Here is a 21,692-nt window from a genome sequence, read left to right as displayed (position 1 = left end):
TAAAATAAATATTCATTTATTTTCATATGCCTAAGTATTATTTTATTAAGTCCTCTACGTATTTTGGGAGCACGAAAGCTGCTTTATGAATTTTTTTAGTATAATATTTTGTATCTAAATCTTCATAGTTGTTAAGATCTACATTCTCAGGATCATATTTTTTAGAACCTATAGTAAAACTCCAATACCCTCCCGGATAAGTTGGTATAGCAGCCATAAATAGCTTTGTAATTTTGAAAATAGCTTTCGAATCATTAAACACCCTTTTTACAACTTCAGGCAGATAAAAAGGTGTCTCTGTTTGAGCTATAAATATACCATCCTCTGTAAGACATTCTTTAATTTTTTCATAAAAACTTCCGCCAAAAAGACCTTCAGCAGCACCAAAAGGATCTGTTGAATCAACTATTATAACATCAAATTCATTTTTGTGTTCATTTACATATTTTATTCCATCACCTATAAAAACTTCACATTTAGGATTGTCTAATGCACAGCTTATTTCAGGTAAATATTTTTTACATTCCTCAACTACATCACCGTCAATTTCACATAAAACTGCTTTTTCTACAGATGGATGTTTTAAAACTTCTCTTATAACTCCTCCATCTCCTCCACCTACTACTAATACTTTCTTGGGATTAGGATGTGTAAAAAGAGGAATATGGGCTATCATTTCATGATATACAAATTCATCCTTAATAGTAGTTTGTATTATTCCATCCAATACCAGCATTCTTCCAAAGAAATAAGTATCTAATATTGCTAAATCTTGATATTTAGTTCTTTTTGTCACTAAAGTTTCTTTAACTTTATAAGTCATTGCAGCATCTTCAATTTGAGCTTCTTTTATCCACATTTCCATATGTAAAATACCTGATTTTTAAAATACTAAACAATTTTATCTGTCAATATTTTTGCTAAATCAGGATATTCACCTACCCTTCATATTTTCATTTATTGTATTGGTTAGTTATTCGGTTTACATTTTAAAATAGTACTAATATTATAACAATAAGTTGAAAATTCAGCAATATTCAATTATAATATTTACGCCCCAGGGGTGTAAATATTGCCAATTTTACCTTGACATCTTCTTATATTACTAATAAACAACCATATTAATTAGTATTTCCAATAACTATTTTAATATTATTTACACAACAGTGTATAAAAAAAATATTATTGGTAAGAATATAAGATGTAAAATAATTTATGGAAAAAGAAGGAAAATAAAGAAAAGTATAGAATTACTTTATATGATTTGTATTTATAAAATAAATTACAATAAAACCTTGGGGGGAAGATTTAATGTATATTGAGTTTTACAAGAATGAAGATAAGTTAATTGTTAAATTAACAGGGGAACTTGATCATCATAGTGCAGAAGAAGTGAGAAATAAAATTGATGATAGAATTGCGAGAAATGGCTCCAATAAGGTTATATTAGACTTTTCAAATGTAAACTTTATGGACAGCTCTGGTATTGGTGTGGTTATAGGGCGATATAAAAAGCTTTCTATGAAAAAGGGAGAAATATGCATAGCAAATGTGCAGGAATCTGTAAAGAGGGTATTTGAGCTTTCTGGAATGTTTAAAATAATAAAGTTATATAAAAGTGTACAAGAGGCCATTGAAGTAATATAGAACTTGAAGTATTCTAACATAGATAGTAAATAAATATAAAATGTAATTATTTTATACGGGGGGATTTTAATGTACGATAATATGATGAGGGTAGAATTTTTGAGTAAATCTCAGAATGAGAGCTTTGCAAGAGTAGCAGTAGCAGCTTTTGCATCACAGCTGGATCCTACAATCGAAGAAATTACAGATGTTAAAACGGCTGTTTCGGAGGCTGTTACCAATGCAATAATACATGGATATAAGGATGATAAATCGGGAGTAGTTGAAATTAGGGCTGAATTAAATAAAAATGAAATTACTGTAATTATTATTGATCATGGATGTGGTATTGAAAATATAGAACAAGCTAGAGAACCACTTTATACTTCAAGACCAGATCTTGAGAGGTCAGGTATGGGGTTTACTGTAATGGAAACCTTTATGGATAGTGTAGAAATAGAATCTAATGATTCTGGAACTAAAATACGTATGAAGAAAAAATTTAAATCTGTTGACATAGATTAGAAAAATTTCAGTTTTTATCCGATGACTACCCTCTCTAATACTCCTATCTTTTTCAAAGTAGGAGTAAAGAGTGGCTACGTCCCTGGATAACGATTTCTAAGCATCAGATGGAACAAAAACTCCATCTGATGCAAGAACTCTGTTTATAACGAGAGGAGGGGAAAAGCGAGTTTTAGCTTATGAAATATGGTGAGAGATGTAATGAAAAGAGAAGGTTATGATTATAATGAGAATGTAAAACTTATTGCTGATGCCCAACAAGGTGATAAAAGTGCATTAAATAAGCTTATAGAAAATAATTTGCCATTGGTGTCAGCTATAAGCAAAAAGTTTTTAAATAGAGGTTACGAATATGACGATATTTTTCAAATAGGATGCTTAGGACTTGTAAAGGCAGTGAATAATTTTGATTCAAAATTTAATGTTAAATTTTCTACCTACGCAGTGCCTATGATAATGGGAGAAATTAAACGTTTTTTAAGAGATGATGGTATAATTAAAGTAAGCAGAAGTATAAAAAATGCTGCAAGAAAAATTCATTATGACAAGGAAATTCTTACTAAGAAATTAAATAGAGATCCTACTATTGAAGAGCTTTCAAGTTTTTCGGGGATGAATGTGGAAGAAATATTATTTGCCACAGAATCTGCAAATAATATGCAATATCTCTATGATGTAATTCATCAGGATGATGGTTCTCCAGTTATGCTTATAGATAAAATTAGCGAAAATTCCGGTGAAGATGCTAAAGTATTGGATAGGATAGCGTTAAAGGACGCTTTAAATAATTTAGATAAAAAATCAAGGCAGGTCATAATGCTCAGATACTTTAAAGATAAAACCCAGGTACAGGTTGCAAAAATGCTTGGGATAAGTCAGGTTCAAGTATCAAGAATAGAAAAAAAAGTATTAAAAGTAATGAAAGAAAAACTTAGTGGATAGTGTGAAAGTAATCACACTATCCTTTTTAGTTTAAAAATTTATACAAATTATATTTGCATGTTTAAAAATGTATTAAATGCAGATAATATTTTTAGAGAGAGTTAGGCATATGAAAATAAATAGTAAGTTGTTGTTTATTTAAATGTCACTTAAAGGGAAGGAGTGGAATATATGACAAGTAAAGAAGATAAAGTAAAAGAAAAATTTCACAGGGTGACAAGAGAGAATTCACCAAAATCTAAAATATACAAAAATTGTATTTGTGCCTTTTTAGTGGGAGGCTTTATCTGTGATGTAGGTGAATTTTTTTATAATTTACTTGTTAGTATGGGCATACCAGTAGATGATACTCTTATATGGGTAACTATTATTATGATATTTATAGGAGCACTCTTAACAGGTATTGGTATTTATGATAAAATAGCAAGTTTTGCTGGTGCAGGAACAGTGGTTCCAATTACAGGATTTGCAAATTCTATAGTTTCCCCAGCCATTGAATTTAAAAGAGAAGGATATGTACTTGGAGTAGGAGCAAAAATGTTTGCAATAGCTGGACCGGTTTTAGTATATGGAATAACTTCCTCGGTAATAGTTGGTATAATATATTATTTCATAAGCAGGTGAATTGATTTGGGAAAGAGAATGGGAAAGCAGACAATAAAAATTGAAAGTAAGCCTAGAATAATTGCTACATATTCCATAGTAGGACCAAAGGAAGGGGAAGGGCCTTTAAAGGACTACTTTGATTTCATATTAAAAGATGATTTAAATGGTAAGGATAGCTATGAAAAAGCAGAAAGCAGCATTCTATATACTGCCATTATTGAATGTATAAAGAAAGCTAATCTTACAGAACAGGATATAAATTATTTATTTGCAGGAGATTTATTAAATCAAATCAGTTCTTCAAATTTTGCTGCAAGAGATCTAGATATACCTTTTATAGGCTTATATGGAGCTTGTTCTACCATGACAGAATCTTTAAGTATAGCATCCATTTTTATGGATGGAGGTTATGCTAATAATGTAGTAGCCGCTACATCTTCACATTTTTCATCGGCTGAAAGACAGTTTAGATTTCCACTAGAATATGGAAGCCAAAGGCATCCAACTGCTCATTGGACTGTTACGGGAGCTGGTGCAATGCTGATAAGTAAGGAGGGAAATTTTCCCTATGTAAAATATATAACTACAGGTAAAGTTAAAGATTATGGTATTACTGATGCTAACAATATGGGAGCTGCTATGGCGCCAGCAGCCATAGATACTATTAAACAACATTTTGAGGATACGGGGACAACTCCAAAGGATTATGATTTAATTGCCACCGGTGACCTTGGAAGGTATGGTAAGACTATAACAGAAAAATTACTTAAAGTTTATGGGTATGATATAAAATCTATATATATGGACTGCGGTGATAAAATTTATGGTGATGACGAAACTGCAAATGCTGGAGGAAGTGGCTGCGGCTGCTCCGCTGTGGTAGATTGTGGATATATATATAAAAATATGTTAAATGGAAAACTAAAAAGAGTATTGATATTATCTACAGGTGCACTTATGAGTACCACATCCAGCTTGCAGGGTGAAACTATTCCAGGAATAGCTCATGCTGTATCAATAGAATTTGGAGTGTGATGTTAATGGATTATATATGGGCTTTTATTATTGGGGGCATAATATGTGTCATAGGTCAGATACTCATGGATAAAACTTCCTTTACCCCTGCAAAAATACTTGTAAGTTTTGTAACTGTGGGTGTAATTCTTGGAGCTTTGAATATTTATGATGTACTTGTGGATATAGGAGGAGAGGGCGCAAGGGTTCCGCTGCCGGGATTTGGATATGTTTTAGCCAAAGCAACTATAAAGGAAGTAGACTCCCAAGGGCTTATAGGAGCTTTTATTGGAGGTATAAGGGGCTCTGCTGGTGGAGTTGCAGCATCAATAGTATTTGGCTACATAATGGCTCTCATATTTAACCCTAAAACAAAAAAATGAAAGATTTAAAAAGAAAGGTAATTATAGTTACTGACGGTGATAGAATAGCAAGAGAGGCAGTGGAAACAGCTGCTAGAAATATTCATGGAAGATGTATCTCAATGTCTGCAGGTAACCCAACAAGTCTCAGTGGCAGTGATATTATACGGCTTATAAAAATAGCAAAGAATGATCCTGTAATTGTAATGGTAGATGATAGAGGTAATATAGGTAAGGGAAAAGGAGAAAAGGCTATGGAATACATTATTAAAAGTAATGAAGTTGAAGTAATGGGTATAATTGCTGTAGCCTCCAATACATCAGGTGGAAGAGGAGTAGAAGTAAATTTATCTATCGACAAATTTGGTAACTTAGCCAATTGTGCTGTAGATAAATATGGAAATAAGCTAAATAATAAAATATTAAGAGGAGATACAGTTAATACAATAAATAATTATTCTAAACTATTTGCTGTGGGAATAGGAGATCCAGGTAAAATGGATGATTTAGATAGTATTGAAATTGGTGCACCAGTAGTTACAAGAGCCATGGAGAAAATAATAGAAGAATATAATAAAGTGTAGACTTAAAAATTTATTCTAAGTCTACACTTTATTTTATTTTTTTACATTATTAGAATCATTTGCATCACCATTATTTGATACATTGGATTGACTTTTATTTGCTGTATTCTGTTCAGTACCAGTAGTGTTAGTCTGACTACCAGTATTTTTATTATTAGATGTTGTTGTAGTACCTTGTTGAGTATTTTGTTGAGTGCCCTGCGGGGTGTTTATTGTAGTATTTGCACCAGTATTACCAGTGGTATTTGCTGTGTTAGTATTTCCGGTGACATTTGTTGTATTAGCATTTCCCGTGGTATTTGTAGTTGTATTTTGATTATTTGGTACTGGAGTATTAATGTCAGTGTTTGGAACTTGTGTAGTATTATTATTTAAAGTATCAGTAGGTTCTGTACCATCTATATATAACTGATTATTTATAGTGGTTATACCTGATGGCATTTGCAAATCTGTTACTGGAAGATTTTTAGTAGCCTCCTTCATAATTAAACCCCATACTTTTGCAGAAGTATTACTATAATAGTTATTGTTCATTGGTGTTTGTAAATCATTACCAATCCATACAGCAGCTGAATAATAGGGAGTAAGGCCACAGAACCATAGATTTTTCTTATTACTACTAGTACCAGTTTTACCTGCAACAGGCATATCTCCAAATTTTGCGGCAGGACCTGTTCCTCCGGGCCCTATAATAGGACCTTTTAATAAGTTATACATTATATAAGCAGTTTGAGGTGAAATTACCTTCCTTGGACTAGCAGAGCTTTCCAATATATTATTTCCAGTTTTATCTACTACCTTTGTATACAATCTAGGAGGTATATAAAGTCCGCTGTTACCAAAGGTACCATATGCAGCAGCCATAGTAGTAGGTGTATTACCAGTGGTTAATTGGCCTAGAGCCATAGCGGCTATAGAAGTAGAAGTTTTATCTGCAGGGCTTAAAGTTAAGCCAAACTTCTCAGCATAGGCGGCACCGGTAGTTACCCCAAGCTCATCCTCCACCTTTACAGCAATTACATTAACTGAGCGTGTAATTGCATCGCTTATGGTAGTTGAACCGCCATATTGAAAGTCGTCATTATTAGGCTGATAAGGACCTCCATCATCACTTTTATACTTATTAGCTATATTTGCAGGAAGAGGATTATCATCTACGATTGTTCCAGAAGTTATAATTTTGTTTTCTATAGCAGGAGCATATACAGTTAGAGGTTTAATACTGGAACCTACAGCCTCAGCATTTTTAAAGCTTGATCCGTAAGCTCTATTAAAGGATCCCATAGGCTGTGTACCTCTTCCCCCTATTAGAGCTTTAACTTCACCAGTACGATAATCTACTATAGTAGCAGCCGCCTGTGGTTCCAGTACTCCTTGTGAATTTTTAACAGATTCCATACCACCGTAAGATGAATCACTGTCAATAATTTTTTTGGTAGAATCTTCAAGATTCCTATCCATAGTAGTATATATCTTTAAACCGCCATCACTTAGTAAATTGTTAATTTGCTCATCGGTATAATTGTATTGAGCTTTTAAGTCGGATCTAACTTGATCTACAACAGAAGATGAAAACCATTGATAGTTGTACTTGCTATTGGTCTTACCTGGATTAAATCCCAATTTGCCATTGTCTAAATCACTAAGAGCTTGAGAATAATCACTATCACTTATGTAGTTATTGTCATGCATTTTCTGAAGTACTGTCTTTGTTCTGTTTATATAAACTGATGGATTCTTTTGCGCATAGGTAGAAAATGGATAATAAGCAGAGGGACTTTGTGGAAGGCCAGCTATAAAAGCACACTGAATAAGATTTAAATCTTTTACATCTTTGCTAAAATATTGGTCTGCAGCTGCCTGAACTCCGTTTGCCTGACCACCAAGATAGATGGTATTCATATAGGCTTGTAATATTTGATCTTTAGTTAGAACTTTTTCAAGCTCAGTAGCAAGATAGGCCTCTTGAATTTTTCTTTTCCATGAGATTCTGTTTTCAAGGGAGTCTGTTAGGAACATTCTCTGTTTTATAAGCTCCTGAGTTATAGTGGAAGCTCCTTGTATTCCTCCATTTTCTCTTAAAATTTTATTTTTTACATTAATAAACATAGCTCCAATAATTCTCTTTATATCAATTCCATTATGTGAATAGAATCTTTCATCCTCTATGCTTATAAATGCATGGGATAAATTTGATGGTACAGAATCCAAATTTACCACAGTTCTTCTTTGTGTAGTTATAACTGTATCCATAACTTGATTTTTATCATCATAAAGTACAGATGGCTGATCTAGATTTAGTATGGTTCCATTTACATCTAAGGCCGGAGCTGTTTTTATCATAGCTAAAACAATACCTACACCTGCCACAGAACCTATAATAATTGCACATAGTAAAGTTATAAAAAATATCTTAAATGCCCTTATAACTGGATTCTTTTTCTTCTTTATTTTTGTATTTTTCTTATTTTTAGTAGTAGTATTGTTACTACTACGTGTATTACTTGCCATAAAGTATCCTCCTTAAATTATAGCTAATAGCTAATGTTCTAACATTATAGCATAATATTGTACATTATTAAAATCACTCTATCTTTTGTTTTTAATTGTTTTAGTTATATTTAATAATTTATTAATAAATAAAGGTTAAAGCTTTATTTATTATATACCAAATACTGTAATTATTCCACTTAAATTTCATACATATCTATATTAGGAGATATTAAATTTATTCAGTTAGTAGTTTAAGAAAGTTGCAAAATAACTTGAATGTTTCTGCTCATTAATCAGTGAAAGCTTTTTAGGTAGGTGATTAAATATTAATATTAAAACAAAAATAAAGATACTTGTTATATTATTAGGAATATTAATTTTATTCAATGTGTTTTTATATGAACTCAATAAGGCAATAACTCCAGCTATATCAAATATTGCAGATGAGGAAATAAAAAGAAGAACAGTGGACATACTAAATAAAACAATACTAAAAGAATATAGTGATAAATTTAACTATGATGAAGTTATAAAGGTTGATAAAGATTCCGAGGGTAATATTATAATGCTTAGAGCGGATACTTTAAAGATGAATCAGATTGCCTGTGAAGTAGCTATAAGAGCTCAGGAAGAATTAAAGGAATCTGGAAGTATAAATATAAAAATCCCTGTAGGGTATATTTTTAGGAATAATATTATATCCAATATGGGGCCTAAAGTCACTGTAAAGGCTCAGCCAATTGGAAGTATTGATACTGAATATTCATCAAAATTTCAAAGTGAAGGTGTAAATCAGACTAAACATAGTATATACATAAATGTAAAGACAAATGTAAGAGTGATTTTCCCAATGAATGTGAGCAAATTAGAGATAAAAACTCAAGTACCTCTAGCTGAAACTATTATAGTTGGCAAGGTTCCAAACACAGCATTACAGTTTGATTTAAAAAGTGCAGGCTTTGACTTACCAGAGGGAAAGTAGTGAACTATTCACTCTATTTACAATAAAGATCTTATAGTATAAAATTAATAGAAGGAATTCTCAGTGATAGCAGATGATACAAGGTGTCAGGAAATGGATTGGCATACCAAAGGATTATTTATTTTGAAGATGCTTAAGTAGAAGATGAGGTGATAATGTGATTTCAGGTAATATAGATGGAATAAAAAATTCATTATTAGAAAAATTAGAAGAAATATATGAAATGAAAATTCCAAAATATAATGTGATAACAGAAGAATTGGCTGATATTATATGCCATGTAACAGGCATTATAAACAGAGAAATAAGTGTAGCTATAGATAGAAGAGGAAAAGTTATAAGTGTATCAGTGGGTGATAGCTCCACAGTTGAGCTGCCTTTAATTGATATAAAGGAAGGAAAACTTGCAGGGGTGAGGATAGTTCATACTCATCCAGGTGGAAACTCAAGACTGTCCATGATAGATATATCAGCACTTATAAAATTGAAACTTGATTGCATGGCAGCTGTAGGAGTAAATGAAGGCAATATTACAGATATTACAATAGGTTTTTGCGGTGTATATAATAATGTACTTAAGCCGGAACTGTTTGGACCTATGGATTTACATAAGGCTATGGATTTAGATTTAATGGATAAACTTAAATATATACAGGATGCAATAAAAAGCGAAAATATAAAAGAAGATAATAGTGAAAGGGCAATTTTGGTAGGAATAGATAGTGAGGAAAGTCTTGAAGAACTGGCTGAACTTGCTAGAGCCTGCGATGTACAATGTGTATATTCTGTACTTCAAAAAAAGGATAAAATGGATACCGCCTTATATATAGGCAGTGGAAAAGTAGAAGAAATTAGTCTTATAAGGCAAAGTTTATCTGCCAATGTAATAATTTTTGATGACGAACTGGCAGGTTCTCAAGTTAGAAATTTGGAAGAAGCTTTAGGAGTAAAGGTAATTGATAGAACTACTCTTATATTAGAGATATTTGCCAAGAGAGCAAGAAGTAGAGAAGCTAAAATTCAGGTGGAATTAGCTCAACTGAAATATAGAGCTGCTAGACTCCTGGGACTTGGAAGTGTGCTTTCAAGAACTGGAGGAGGAATAGGAACTAGGGGCCCTGGAGAAAAAAAATTAGAGGTTGATAGAAGGCATATAAGAGAAAGAGTATATGATTTGACAAAAGAACTGGAAAAAGTAAGAAAAAATAGAGAGATTCAAAGGGAAAAGAGAACTAACGAAAATATACCTAAGATTTCACTAGTTGGTTACACTAATGCAGGAAAGTCAACTCTTAGAAATAAGCTTTGTGAAATGGCGGCTCCAAATGATTCTGTAAAAAAAGAAAATGTGTTTGAAGCAGATATGCTATTTGCAACACTGGATGTAACTACAAGGGCTATAGTTTTACCGGATAATAGAATTGCCACCCTTACAGATACAGTGGGCTTTGTAAGAAAACTTCCCCATGATTTAGTTGAGGCTTTCAAATCTACTCTGGAGGAAGTTATCTATTCAGATTTACTTTTACATGTAATAGATACTTCTAATGAAAATGTAATTAAACAGATTGAAGCAGTTGAAAGAGTGCTGTGGGAACTAGGTGCTGGTAAAAAGCCTGTTATATTGATATTAAATAAAATAGATAAAGCTGAAATAAGTCAAATTCAGTATATAGCGAATAAATATAAAACTTTACATGTAGTTGAAATTTCTGCAAAAGAGAATAGAAATTTGGATGTACTGTTGGATGAAATATGTAAAGATTTGCCTAATGATTTGAAAAAGGCAGAGTATCTTATACCATACACAAATCAAAGTGAAGTAGCTTATTTGCATAGAAATTCAAAAATTCATGAAGAAGAATTTTTAGAAGAGGGAACAAAAATAATTGCAGAAGTGGATGATAGGATTTATAACAGATATTTAAAGTATAAGGTGACAAAATGTTAAAAACTATTGTAAAATATCAAAAAGCATTTAGTAGGTCAATTGAAAAGCTTAAAACAAATGAGGATTTTAAAAATGACAGAGGAAAATGTATATTACATATAGTTTTGGAAGTGATTTGATATTGAAGATATATGCAGTAAACTTTAATGAAGAAATGCCTAAGTATATGCAGATTACAAGGCATATAAAGAAATTAATAGATTCAGGTAAAATACGAGATGGAGAAAAATTACCGCCTATAAGGAAATTGGCCTTGTTTCTCTCTGTCAATAATGATACCATAGTAAATTCTTATAAAAAACTTCAAAGTGAAGGCTATGCTGTTCAAAAAATAGGCAGTGGAACTTATGCTAAAAAGAAAGATGAAAATAGAAAATTAAAAAGAGACTATGCTGAAACCTTTAAAAGGATAAGAGGAGAAGCTCTGAATAATTATATAGATTTTGCAGGAGAAACTTCTTGCAATGTATTTTTCTCGATAAATAATTTTAAAGAGGTAATTAATGAAGTTATAGATAGAGACGGTGTCAATGCATTGATTTATCAGGAGGCATTAGGATTTGATGGACTTAGAAAAAATATAAATAAGTATTTTTGGAATAATAAATTGGCAATAGAAGATATTTTAATAGTTTCAGGGGCACAACAGGGAATAGATATTGTATCAAAGGCAATAATTAATGTTAATGATAATGTAATAGTTGAAAAACCAACCTATAATGGAGCACTTTTTGTTTTTAAATGGAGAGGTGCTAACGTTTTAGAAGCAGATATGATGGAAGATGGTATAGATTTAGAGAATTTTAAAGATATATTAAAAAAGAATAGAATAAAGTGTTTTTATACTATGAGCTATTTTCAAAATCCAACGGGAATGACTTACAGCCTGGAAAAGAAAAAGGAAATATTAAAATTAGCTGAAAAACATGACTTTTATATAGTGGAAGATGATTATCTCTCAGAGCTTATTTATGATCCCAATATTAAATATGAAAGCTTTAAAAGTCTTGATGTAAATGATAGAGTTATCTACATAAAAAGCTTTTCAAAAATATTTTTGCCTGGTATAAGATTAGGATATCTTATTTCACCGAAAGAAATTAAAGAGCAGGTGGAAAATTCAAAGGTGAACACAGATATATCTACTTCCAGTCTTATGCAGAGAGCTTTGGATTTATATATAAAAAAGGGATACTGGAAGGAGTATATAAATAAGCTTAAATATATGTATTTGAAAAGATATACCTATATGGAAGAATGCATTAAAGATATTTTAGGGAATAAAGTAAGCTTCAATAGCCCTGGAGGAGGTTTTAATTTTTATATTAAAATTAATTCAGATATTTCTGTAACCTCAGATAAATTATTTTATAAATGCAAGAGAGAAAAAGTGCTTATTTCACCAGGAGTATTATTTTACCGGGATAGAGATGATGGATTAAAGTACTTTAGGTTAGGTTATTCACAGACAGAAGAGTCTAGAATAAAAAGGGGAATAGAAATTATAGATAAAATACTTAGTGCAGCTGAGATAAAATAATTAATTTTCAGATGTTTATAGAGAGTGATAGAATGGATAGTGGATTAATAAATTTTAAATGGGATAATATTGACAACTATACTGATGAGCAAATATCTTATTTTTTATTTTTAGAAGGTAAATCTATTGATGTTATAAGTAAAATAAGAAATATTAATAGGGAAATTGTGCAAAAGCACATTATTGAAGGAAAAATAAAATATAGATTCCTTGCAAAAAGCAGAAACCCAAAGGAGCTGTTGGAAAGTATTGCAAGAGCTGGTAAATACGATAAAATCTCTTTTATATCCAGTATAGATGAAGAAAATAAACGAGTATTGTTAGTATATATAAGAGAAAAATATGTAGAAATGCAGGGAAAAGATAAGGAAACCGCAATATGGATTATAGGGGAACTTAAAGATAGGAACTGCAAAGATATTCTTATAAAAGCTTCTGTACATAAATATGTAAATGTGAGAAGAATGGCTATTTCGGCTATGGGGAAGATAAATGATGCTTCCTTTGAAAGTGCCCTTTTAAGGGCCTTGGATGATGATAATCCTCAGGTGATTTCCTATGCAATAAGAGCCTTTATAAAAATTAAAAGCAAAATTGCTGTAGATAAGATAAGAGAAATAAAAAGTATTACTGATAAGGAGTATTTAAAAAGAATATGTGATGAGTACATTAATAGCCAATAATTTTTTCATTTGTTAAATATACTTTTTGACAGATAATCATTAATATTTAAGTTGTAATTTAAATTATATATCTAAGCTTAGTGGGAGTACAAATTTTCATTAAGTAAGATTCATTGATATTTTAGGAGAGGTCTGTATGAGTTATTATACTATAAAAGATGAGACAAGCTTTCAGTTTGAAGAAAAGAAATCAATTTTTATAAGTAATATCAAAAGAGTTTATAGTGAAGAAGAGGCAAAAGAATTTATACAAAATATAAAAACACAATATAAAGATGCAAGACATAATGTTTATGCATATGTTATTGGAGAAAAAACTGAGGTGCAAAGATACAGCGATGATGGAGAACCACAGGGGACAGCAGGTATTCCTATGCTGGAGGTTATAAAGAAAAGTGGAATAACAGATGTAGTGATTGTAGTAACAAGATATTTTGGAGGGATACTTCTTGGCACAGGTGGTCTTGCAAGAGCTTATTCAAAAGGCGCTTCCTCGGCAATTAAGGAAGGAAAAATTGTATTAAAAGTTAAGGGAAAGGCTCTTAATATTACTGTAAATTATGATCTTTTAGGAAAACTTCAGTATCTATGTGAAAAGAAAATGTGGCATATAGAGAGCTTAGAGTATACTGATAAAGTAAAATTAATGATTTATTTTGAAATAGATACTTTAGAAGAGGCTAAAAAAACTTTTATTGAAACAACTTCTGGCAATTGCCAATTTCTTGAGGGGGAAGATACATATTATTTTAAGATAGAAAACAGGCTATTTTTAGAATAAAGTATTTTAATAATTTAACATAAAATATTTTTTATGATATAATATTTAAGGTTTAATAAGCATGATATACTTCAGTTTGAAGTTAATGAAACATTGATTTGGTAAAATACATATAGTGTTATGTTAGGAGGTTTTTTTATGTCAGGACATTCAAAGTGGCATAATATTCAAGCGAAAAAAGGTAAAGCAGATGCTCAAAGAGGTAAGGTGTTTACAAAAATAGGAAAAGAAATAGCTGTGGCAGCTAAAGCTGGTTCTAATCCGGATACCAATGCAAAATTAAGAGATGTTATAGCAAAAGCGAAGGCTAGCAATATGCCTTTAGATACAATCACGAGGGCAATAAAGAAAGGTGCAGGAGAACTTGAAGGAGTAAACTATGAAGAAATAGTTTATGAAGGCTATGGTCCTGCTGGAGTTGCAGTTATAGTTGATGTTTTAACAGATAATAAAAACAGAAGTGCAAGTAATGTAAGATATATTTTTGATAGAAATGGTGGAAATCTAGGAGCAAATGGCTGTGTGTCTTTCATGTTCCAAAGAAAGGGCCAAATAGTCATTGAAAGAAAAAATGGATTAGATGAAGATGAAATTATGATGGCCGCATTGGATGCAGGTGCAGAGGACTTTAATGCAGAAGAAGAAGCATTTGAAATAACTACAGCTATGGAAGATTTTTCTCAGGTTAGAGAGGCACTTGAAACTGCAGGTTATGAATTTGCTTCAGCTGAACTTACTATGATTCCAGACACCTATACTGAACTTAATTTAGAGGATGCTGAAAAAGTTCAGGGACTTATAGACAAACTTGAGGATGACGATGATGTTCAGGATGTCTATTCAAATGCACAGTTCCCTGATGAATTTGAAGGATAAGGAGTTAATGGCATTTTAAGGTATCTATAAGTTGCTGGACCTTAATGGATTGCGATAAACATTCGTAAAATTGCCTTAAAAAGTTAAGATAAACGTTAACCCTCATTATTTATAAAAAATTATCATGGTTTTTTATGAATAATGGGGATTTTTTATTATGCAAATAAAGGATGCTATACGAAAATTTTTTTACAAATTATGCAGGAAAACTTAAATTATTGTAGAATATATAAAAAATACAGTTAATATGCTACATAAATTTTATTGGGAGGATATTAAGAATGAAAAATATTAAAAAATTATTAACATGGAAATCAATGAAAGTCGTGGGTTCTGTAGCTTTATTTCTAGGAACATTAGTTATAGTGCCAACATCAACTTTAACTACGTATCAACCAAAATGTCCTGATGAATTTCTAAAATAAAAAATTATTTTCACAAAGAGACTGCCTCAAAAGAAATAAATATTTATTAAATTTGAGAACAGTCTCTTTACTATTAATCAGGTTTTACTAATTATTCTTAATAGTAGAATAGCTGAAAAGCTGTCTCACAATGCATATATATGTATTGTAAGATAGACCCTTTGTGAAAACTTAGAAATAAAGGAGACATTATATGGATTCGATAAGAGAAATAGTGCTAGATAGTATTGAGGCTTTGCTTCTTTTAGGAGTTTTTGAAGCATTATATAATAAAAAAAGATTTATAATAAAGAATAAATTGAAGTCAGTTTTATTTTGTATATTATTTGTATTTGTAACTTATTTAAGTACATTTTATATAGTTAACGCTTATCATTTAATTTTTATAGTAGTATTTGATATTTTGCTATTATCCTATATTACGAAAATAAAATTATTTACTTCAACAGTTATATTTTTTGTGTTTTTTATAATACTTTCTATAACTGAATCTTCTACTGAAACCATTGAGATGCTTATATTTAATGTAGATCTAAATCAAATTTTTTTAAATCCTAAATATTTATTTATTCTTATAATAGGTGCCAAGATATTGCAAATAATTATTGTGGTATTTCTTTTTAAATTTAGGACATATTTTGCTAAACTTAAATTATTTCAAAGAGAAGGTATACTTTTTTCTAATTTAATAATTCAAATGGGGATTTTCGCCATTTTTATATTTAGCATTAATGTTGGTATTTTTAATATAAAAAATGTTAAGATATACAATTGTATTATATTTGTTGTATATTTTATATTTTTAATAGTACAGTTAAAAGAATTAAAAGAATATAGACGAGTTGTAGATATAGAAGCCAGCTATAAAATTCAAGAACATCAGATTAAAGATATGGAAGAAATAATTAGTATAATTAGACAAGAAAAACACGATTTTGCCAACCATATTAATGTTATATGGGGATTGTGCTCATTGAATAAACCAAATGCTGTTGAGCAAATAAAAACTTATGTAATGGGAATTTCAGATACACTTCATTCATCATTTAAATACATAGATACTGGTAACGACTATTTAAATGGATTACTATCTCTAAAAAATAATTATGCAATGAAAAACAACATAAATTTTAATATAATGATTGATGAACTATTTAGCTCAATAGAAATTAAAGAAAATGAATTAATAAGTATTATTAGTAATCTTGTAGATAATGCATTTGAGGCATTTCAACTTAAATCTAATATTGAAAATAAAGAAATATCAATTAATACTTTTATTAGAGACAAAAAATTTTATATTGAAATATCTAATAATGGAGATATGATTCCAGAAGATATTCAGGAGAAAATTTTTAATAGAGGATTTTCTACAAAAACTAAAAAATCATATGATCATGGATTTGGATTATATATTATTAAACAATTGATCAAACAAAATAATGGAAGTATATCTTTAGAAAGTACTCCTGAAAGAACTAAATTTTTAATTGAATTTGAAGCAAGGAGTTAAATAAATGAATAATCTTATAACTTGTTTAGTAAATAAAATTTCTGAATCGAACCCTGAATTTTCAGATTTAGATTTGAAAAAAATGGAATATGGATTAATCTGCGTTTTTGATGAGATTACGAAGTTTATTCCATATTTTATTATATTCTGGTTATTTTCTCTCCAAAAATACTACATAGTTACTCTTATATTTTTTTGTCCTATCAGATTATTTTCAGGTGGATATCATGCAAAAACTTACTGGGGTTGTTTTTTTATTAGTTTTGTTGTATTTTCCATAATAATTATTTCTGGCAAATGTTTAGCAATTAATAGTGCCATTATACTATCATTATTAATAATTTCCTTTATATTTATTTGCATTTTTTCTCCTGTAGATAATATTAATAAAAGGATAAAAAGTAGAGAACGAAAGATAAAACTTAAACATTTTTCTATATTAACTACTCTGTTTTTAATTATAGCATGTTATTTCGTTCCAAATAAATTTTTAAATACTGCTGTAATATCAATCGTTATCGCAGTAATATTGATGATGGCTGGAAAAATAAATAATATAAATAGAATAATGGAGTGAAAAATATGATAAGTGAAATAAAAAAGTGGTTTCCAGGTTATAAGTTAAAGCTTTTTCCTCCCGCAACAGATGAAGAAATTAAATGTATCCATACACTTTTAAAATATTAAGATTCAAACTATAATTAGTAATGTAATAATATAGTAATTAAAAAGCAAAGATTTTATATAAAGATTTGGGCCTGAATCTGTGCAAGTGTCTTTGTCGATAATTGGGAGGATTTTAATATGAGTAAATATGAAATAAATAAAAATTTAGCTCAAATGCTAAAGGGTGGAGTAATAATGGATGTTGTAAATCCAGAACAGGCAGTAATAGCAGAAAAAGCTGGTGCTTGTGCAGTTATGGCATTGGAAAGAGTACCTTCTGATATCAGAAAAGAAGGTGGAGTAGCTAGAATGTCTGACCCAAAGATGATAAAGGGAATACAGGAAGCTGTATCTATTCCTGTAATGGCAAAGGTAAGAATAGGACATTTTGTGGAAGCTCAAATATTACAGCATCTAGCAATAGATTTTATTGATGAAAGTGAAGTTCTTACTCCTGCAGATGAAGCTTATCATATTAATAAATGGGATTTTAAAGTACCTTATGTTTGTGGTGCAAGAAATTTAGGAGAAGCCCTTAGAAGAATTGGTGAAGGCGCTGCTATGATAAGGACAAAGGGAGAAGCTGGTACAGGAAATGTAGTTGAGGCAGTAACTCACATGAGAACTATGATGGATGACATTAGAAAAGTAAAGAATGCACCAAAAGAAGAACTTATGTCTATTGCCAAGGATTTTGCAGCACCTTATGATTTGGTAGAATATGTGTGGGAAAATGGAAAACTTCCAGTGGTTAATTTTGCAGCAGGTGGGATTGCTACACCAGCGGATGCAGCACTTATGATGCAGTTAGGTGCAGAAGGTGTATTTGTTGGTTCAGGAATATTCAAGTCTGAAAATCCACAGGAAAGAGCAAAAGCCATTGTTTTAGCAACTACTTATTATAATGATCCTAAAATTCTTTCGGAAGTATCAGAGGGACTTGGAGAAGCTATGCATGGTCTTGAATTAAATGAAATTAAAGATAGGTATGCAGAAAGAGGCTGGTAATATGAAGATTGGAATATTATCACTTCAAGGTGGAGTTGCAGAGCATATGCACCACATAAAATCTCTTAATCAGCAGCCGGTGGAAGTAAAAAAAGAAGAAGATTTAGAAGTATTAGCTGGCATAATACTTCCAGGTGGAGAAAGTACAACAATTGGCAAACTTTTAAGAGATACTAAATTACTAGAGCCATTAAGAGAAAAAATATTAAAGGGATTACCAGTTTGGGGAACCTGTGCTGGCATGATACTTTTAGCTAAAAGTATAGAAAACTGGAAGGACACTTATCTTCAAGTTATGAATATAAGCGTTAAAAGAAATGCCTACGGAAGGCAGAGCGATAGTTTTGAGGCAGAGGAATTAGTGGAAAAAGTCTCTACTAATAAGATACCTTTGGTTTTTATTAGAGCTCCATTTATAACAAAACTAGGTGAAGGCGTAGAAAGCATATATGAATTGAAGGGCAATATAGTTGCAGCGAGAGAAAACAATATGCTTGTAACCTCCTTTCATCCTGAATTAACGGATAATTTGGATTTTCATAGATATTTTTTATCTATGTGCAGTGAATATAAATAAAGTCTTTAGAAAAACATTATAATTAAGTACAAAAGCTGCTGTCTCACAATGCATTCATATGCATTGTGAGACAGCAGCTTTTAATAGTATAGTTTATTTAAATGTGTGTTTGGAATTAAAAGGATTTTGAAAATAGACTATTATTTTTAATAAAAAAATGTTGTAATATTATTATTAATATGCTATTATGAAAACGTAAACAAAAACAACAATTAATATATTTACAAATTATAATTAAATAAAATATCATTGCGTGTTACTGATTCGATCAGGCATGAGCAACGGTGAAAATATAATTTGGTATTTATTTGCAATAGGATTTTATTTTTGATTCTATTTAGAAATTATTATATATTTTTAAACTTATATGCGGAAAATATAAATTTAAAATTTTATGATATTGCAAATAGATATAACTTATGTTATAGCCTTGCTCATGCCTTTTATGTTTTGGTAACAAAGAAAAAGAGGAGGAAAAGATTATGTTTAAAAAAGCCTTTGGTGTACTACAGCAAATTGGTAAAGCTTTAATGCTGCCAGTTGCAATTTTGCCGGCAGCAGGATTATTACTTGCTTTTGGTACTATGTTTCAGGAAGAACAGTTTTTAAATGCTGTACCAGCATTAAAAGTAGCTTGGTTTCAAGGCTTAGCTGCTGTAATGAGTCAAGCAGGAGGAATAGTTTTTGATAACCTTGCAATATTATTTGCAGTAGGTGTTGCAGTGGGACTTGCTGATGGCGAAGGTGTTGCAGGACTTGCTGCCATAGTTGGTTTCTTAATAATGAACAAAACTGTTGGAATAGTAGTTGGAATTACACCAAGTATGGTTGATGCTGCTCATCCTCAATATGCATCAGCTTTGGGTGTTCCAACCTTACAAATGGGTGTATTTGGTGGTATTATAATGGGGATTATTGCTGCACAAGTATATAAGAAATTCTTTAAGATAGAATTACCTTCATACTTAGGTTTCTTTGCTGGAAAAAGATTTGTTCCAATAGTTACGGCAGTGGTTGCAATTGTTGCCGGTCTTGCTCTTACTATAATTTGGCCTCCAATAGGAAGAGGGCTAAATGCATTTTCACACAACATGATTGATGCCAATCCTACTTTAGCAGCACTTATATTCGGTATTATTGAAAGGGCCTTAATCCCATTTGGACTGCATCACATATGGTATAACCCATTCTGGTATCAGTTCGGTGAATATGTAAACAAATCAGGCCAATTAGTTAATGGAGACCAAAAAATATTCTTTGCACAGTTAAAAGATGGTGTACCATTTACAGCAGGTACTTTTACAACTGGTAAATTCCCATTTATGATGTTTGGATTGCCAGCAGCAGCATTGGCTATATATCATGAAGCAAAGCCAGAAAAGAAGGCAATAGTTGGTGGTATTATGGCTTCAGCAGCATTGACATCCTTTTTAACTGGTATTACAGAGCCACTTGAATTTTCTTTCCTATTTGTTGCACCAGCTTTATTTGGTATCCACTGTATATTCGCCGGATTATCTTTTATGACAATGCAGCTTTTAAATATTAAAATTGGTATGACTTTCTCTGGCGGTGTTATCGACTTTTTACTATTCGGAGTAATACCTAATAGAACTGCTTGGTGGTTAGTAATACCTGTAGGGTTGGTATTTGCCGTAATTTACTATTTTGGATTCAGATTTGCAATAAGAACCTGGAATCTTAAGACCCCAGGTCGTGAAGATGATACAGAAGATTCAGCAGGAGGTAATGTTGTTGAAGGAGCTGAGCTTGCCTATGGAGTATTACAGGCACTTGGTGGAAAAGAAAATCTTGATAGTTTAGATGCTTGTATAACTCGTTTACGTGTAATTGTCAAAGACGTTAAGAATGTTGATAAGGATAAGCTTAAAAAGTTAGGAGCAGCTGGTGTTATGGAAATTGGTAACAATATTCAAGCAATATTTGGACCTAAATCTGATCATCTTAAAGGACAGATAAAAGATATTATCAGTGGAAAGACTCCAGTTCCTACTGCAAAACAGGAAACTCCAAAAGAAATTGCGGTGGACTTAAGTGATGTTTCTCAAATAGTTTCTCCTTTAGATGGGAAAATAATCAGCATCACAGAAGTTCCCGATGATGTATTCTCACAGAAAATGATGGGTGATGGTTTTGCTATCGAACCATCAAATGGAGAAGTAGTTTCACCTGTTAATGGAACTATAACAACTTTATTTCCAACTAAACATGCTGTAGGCATAACTGCAGAAGATGGACTAGAACTTTTAGTACATTTTGGTATGGATACTGTTAATCTTAAAGGTGAAGGTTTTACAGCTCTTGTTAAGCAAGATGACAAAGTAAAGGCAGGCCAGACAATTTTAAAAATTGACATTGATCAGGTTAAAGACAAGGTTCCATCAATAATTACACCTGTAGTATTTACGAATTTACCAGAGGGTAAAAGTGTAGTAATTAACCAAGGAACAGAAGTTAAGCGTGGACAAAAAAGTATAGTAACAATTCAGTAAAAATTTTTAGTCATAGAGAGGTTGT

At 31.1% G+C, this 21,692-nt stretch carries 21 protein-coding genes; 19 read left to right on the top strand and 2 right to left on the bottom strand.

The window, feature by feature from the left end; genetic code table 11:
- Positions 1-37: 37 nt before the first annotated feature.
- Positions 38-865 carry a polyamine aminopropyltransferase gene (gene speE, locus ABF633_RS08160; RefSeq protein WP_415523176.1) on the bottom strand — a complete coding sequence of 276 codons (828 nt, stop codon included), beginning with the start codon at positions 863-865 and terminating at the stop codon, positions 38-40.
- A gap of 446 nt (positions 866-1,311) precedes the next feature.
- Between speE and spoIIAA the strand changes: the two genes are divergently transcribed.
- From spoIIAA to ABF633_RS08125, 7 genes are all read left to right on the top strand, one after another.
- Positions 1,312-1,647, top strand: coding sequence for an anti-sigma F factor antagonist (spoIIAA, locus tag ABF633_RS08155; RefSeq protein ID WP_015616139.1), 336 nt, complete (start codon positions 1,312-1,314; stop codon positions 1,645-1,647).
- 69 nt (positions 1,648-1,716) lie between these two features.
- Complete coding sequence (gene spoIIAB, locus ABF633_RS08150) at positions 1,717-2,151, top strand: anti-sigma F factor (protein ID WP_415523175.1); 435 nt, start codon at positions 1,717-1,719, stop codon at positions 2,149-2,151.
- 201 nt (positions 2,152-2,352) lie between these two features.
- Entirely contained in the window at positions 2,353-3,093 is a 741-nt protein-coding gene (gene sigF / locus ABF633_RS08145; protein ID WP_415523218.1) for an RNA polymerase sporulation sigma factor SigF, read from the top strand.
- A gap of 171 nt (positions 3,094-3,264) precedes the next feature.
- The gene (gene spoVAC, locus ABF633_RS08140; protein ID WP_415523174.1) at positions 3,265-3,717 is read left to right on the top strand and encodes a stage V sporulation protein AC; all 453 of its coding nucleotides are present in this window, start codon (positions 3,265-3,267) and stop codon (positions 3,715-3,717) included.
- Between the two features lie 6 nt (positions 3,718-3,723).
- A complete protein-coding gene (spoVAD, locus tag ABF633_RS08135) occupies positions 3,724-4,734 on the top strand; it encodes a stage V sporulation protein AD (RefSeq protein ID WP_415523173.1) in 1,011 nt (336 codons plus the stop codon).
- A gap of 5 nt (positions 4,735-4,739) precedes the next feature.
- Positions 4,740-5,096 (top strand): stage V sporulation protein AE, encoded by a 357-nt coding sequence (gene spoVAE, locus ABF633_RS08130; RefSeq protein WP_415523172.1) that lies wholly within the window; start codon positions 4,740-4,742, stop codon positions 5,094-5,096.
- A complete protein-coding gene (locus tag ABF633_RS08125; RefSeq protein WP_415523171.1) occupies positions 5,093-5,659 on the top strand; it encodes a stage V sporulation protein AE in 567 nt (188 codons plus the stop codon). Before spoVAE ends, ABF633_RS08125 begins: the two co-directional genes overlap by 4 nt.
- Before the next feature lie 33 nt (positions 5,660-5,692).
- Here ABF633_RS08125 and ABF633_RS08120 read toward each other — a convergent pair whose 3' ends face one another.
- Complete coding sequence (locus ABF633_RS08120) at positions 5,693-8,170, bottom strand: transglycosylase domain-containing protein (protein ID WP_415523170.1); 2,478 nt, start codon at positions 8,168-8,170, stop codon at positions 5,693-5,695.
- A gap of 307 nt (positions 8,171-8,477) precedes the next feature.
- Between ABF633_RS08120 and yunB the strand changes: the two genes are divergently transcribed.
- From yunB to ptsG, 12 genes are all read left to right on the top strand, one after another.
- Positions 8,478-9,134 (top strand): sporulation protein YunB, encoded by a 657-nt coding sequence (gene yunB, locus ABF633_RS08115; protein WP_415523216.1) that lies wholly within the window; start codon positions 8,478-8,480, stop codon positions 9,132-9,134.
- Between the two features lie 157 nt (positions 9,135-9,291).
- Positions 9,292-11,085, top strand: a complete 1,794-nt coding sequence (gene hflX, locus ABF633_RS08110) for a GTPase HflX (RefSeq protein ID WP_415523169.1) — start codon at positions 9,292-9,294, stop codon at positions 11,083-11,085.
- 85 nt (positions 11,086-11,170) lie between these two features.
- Positions 11,171-12,625: a PLP-dependent aminotransferase family protein gene (locus ABF633_RS08105; protein ID WP_415523168.1), complete on the top strand. Its 1,455-nt coding sequence runs from the start codon at positions 11,171-11,173 to the stop codon at positions 12,623-12,625.
- A gap of 11 nt (positions 12,626-12,636) precedes the next feature.
- Positions 12,637-13,308 (top strand): HEAT repeat domain-containing protein, encoded by a 672-nt coding sequence (locus ABF633_RS08100; RefSeq protein WP_415523166.1) that lies wholly within the window; start codon positions 12,637-12,639, stop codon positions 13,306-13,308.
- A 136-nt stretch (positions 13,309-13,444) separates the two neighbouring features.
- Positions 13,445-14,089, top strand: coding sequence for a YigZ family protein (locus tag ABF633_RS08095; protein ID WP_415523165.1), 645 nt, complete (start codon positions 13,445-13,447; stop codon positions 14,087-14,089).
- Positions 14,090-14,227: 138 nt separating this feature from the next.
- Entirely contained in the window at positions 14,228-14,965 is a 738-nt protein-coding gene (locus ABF633_RS08090) for a YebC/PmpR family DNA-binding transcriptional regulator (protein WP_415523163.1), read from the top strand.
- A 281-nt stretch (positions 14,966-15,246) separates the two neighbouring features.
- Positions 15,247-15,390: a cyclic lactone autoinducer peptide gene (locus ABF633_RS08085; protein WP_415523162.1), complete on the top strand. Its 144-nt coding sequence runs from the start codon at positions 15,247-15,249 to the stop codon at positions 15,388-15,390.
- A gap of 193 nt (positions 15,391-15,583) precedes the next feature.
- The gene (locus ABF633_RS08080) at positions 15,584-16,903 is read left to right on the top strand and encodes a sensor histidine kinase (protein WP_415523160.1); all 1,320 of its coding nucleotides are present in this window, start codon (positions 15,584-15,586) and stop codon (positions 16,901-16,903) included.
- 4 nt (positions 16,904-16,907) lie between these two features.
- A complete protein-coding gene (locus tag ABF633_RS08075) occupies positions 16,908-17,480 on the top strand; it encodes an accessory gene regulator B family protein (RefSeq protein ID WP_415523159.1) in 573 nt (190 codons plus the stop codon).
- A gap of 227 nt (positions 17,481-17,707) precedes the next feature.
- Complete coding sequence (gene pdxS / locus ABF633_RS08070; protein WP_415523158.1) at positions 17,708-18,577, top strand: pyridoxal 5'-phosphate synthase lyase subunit PdxS; 870 nt, start codon at positions 17,708-17,710, stop codon at positions 18,575-18,577.
- 1 nt (position 18,578) lies between these two features.
- Positions 18,579-19,154, top strand: coding sequence for a pyridoxal 5'-phosphate synthase glutaminase subunit PdxT (gene pdxT, locus ABF633_RS08065; RefSeq protein ID WP_415523214.1), 576 nt, complete (start codon positions 18,579-18,581; stop codon positions 19,152-19,154).
- A 482-nt stretch (positions 19,155-19,636) separates the two neighbouring features.
- Positions 19,637-21,667, top strand: a complete 2,031-nt coding sequence (gene ptsG, locus ABF633_RS08060) for a glucose-specific PTS transporter subunit IIBC (RefSeq protein ID WP_415523157.1) — start codon at positions 19,637-19,639, stop codon at positions 21,665-21,667.
- Positions 21,668-21,692: the final 25 nt, after the last annotated feature.

Origin of the sequence: Clostridium sp. (genome assembly GCF_047718555.1) — a bacterium.
In the GTDB taxonomy this organism is placed as follows: Bacteria; Bacillota; Clostridia; order Clostridiales; family Clostridiaceae; genus Clostridium_I.
Note: the sequence above shows the minus strand (reverse complement) of the source record. Positions and strands in the feature narration are given on the sequence as shown.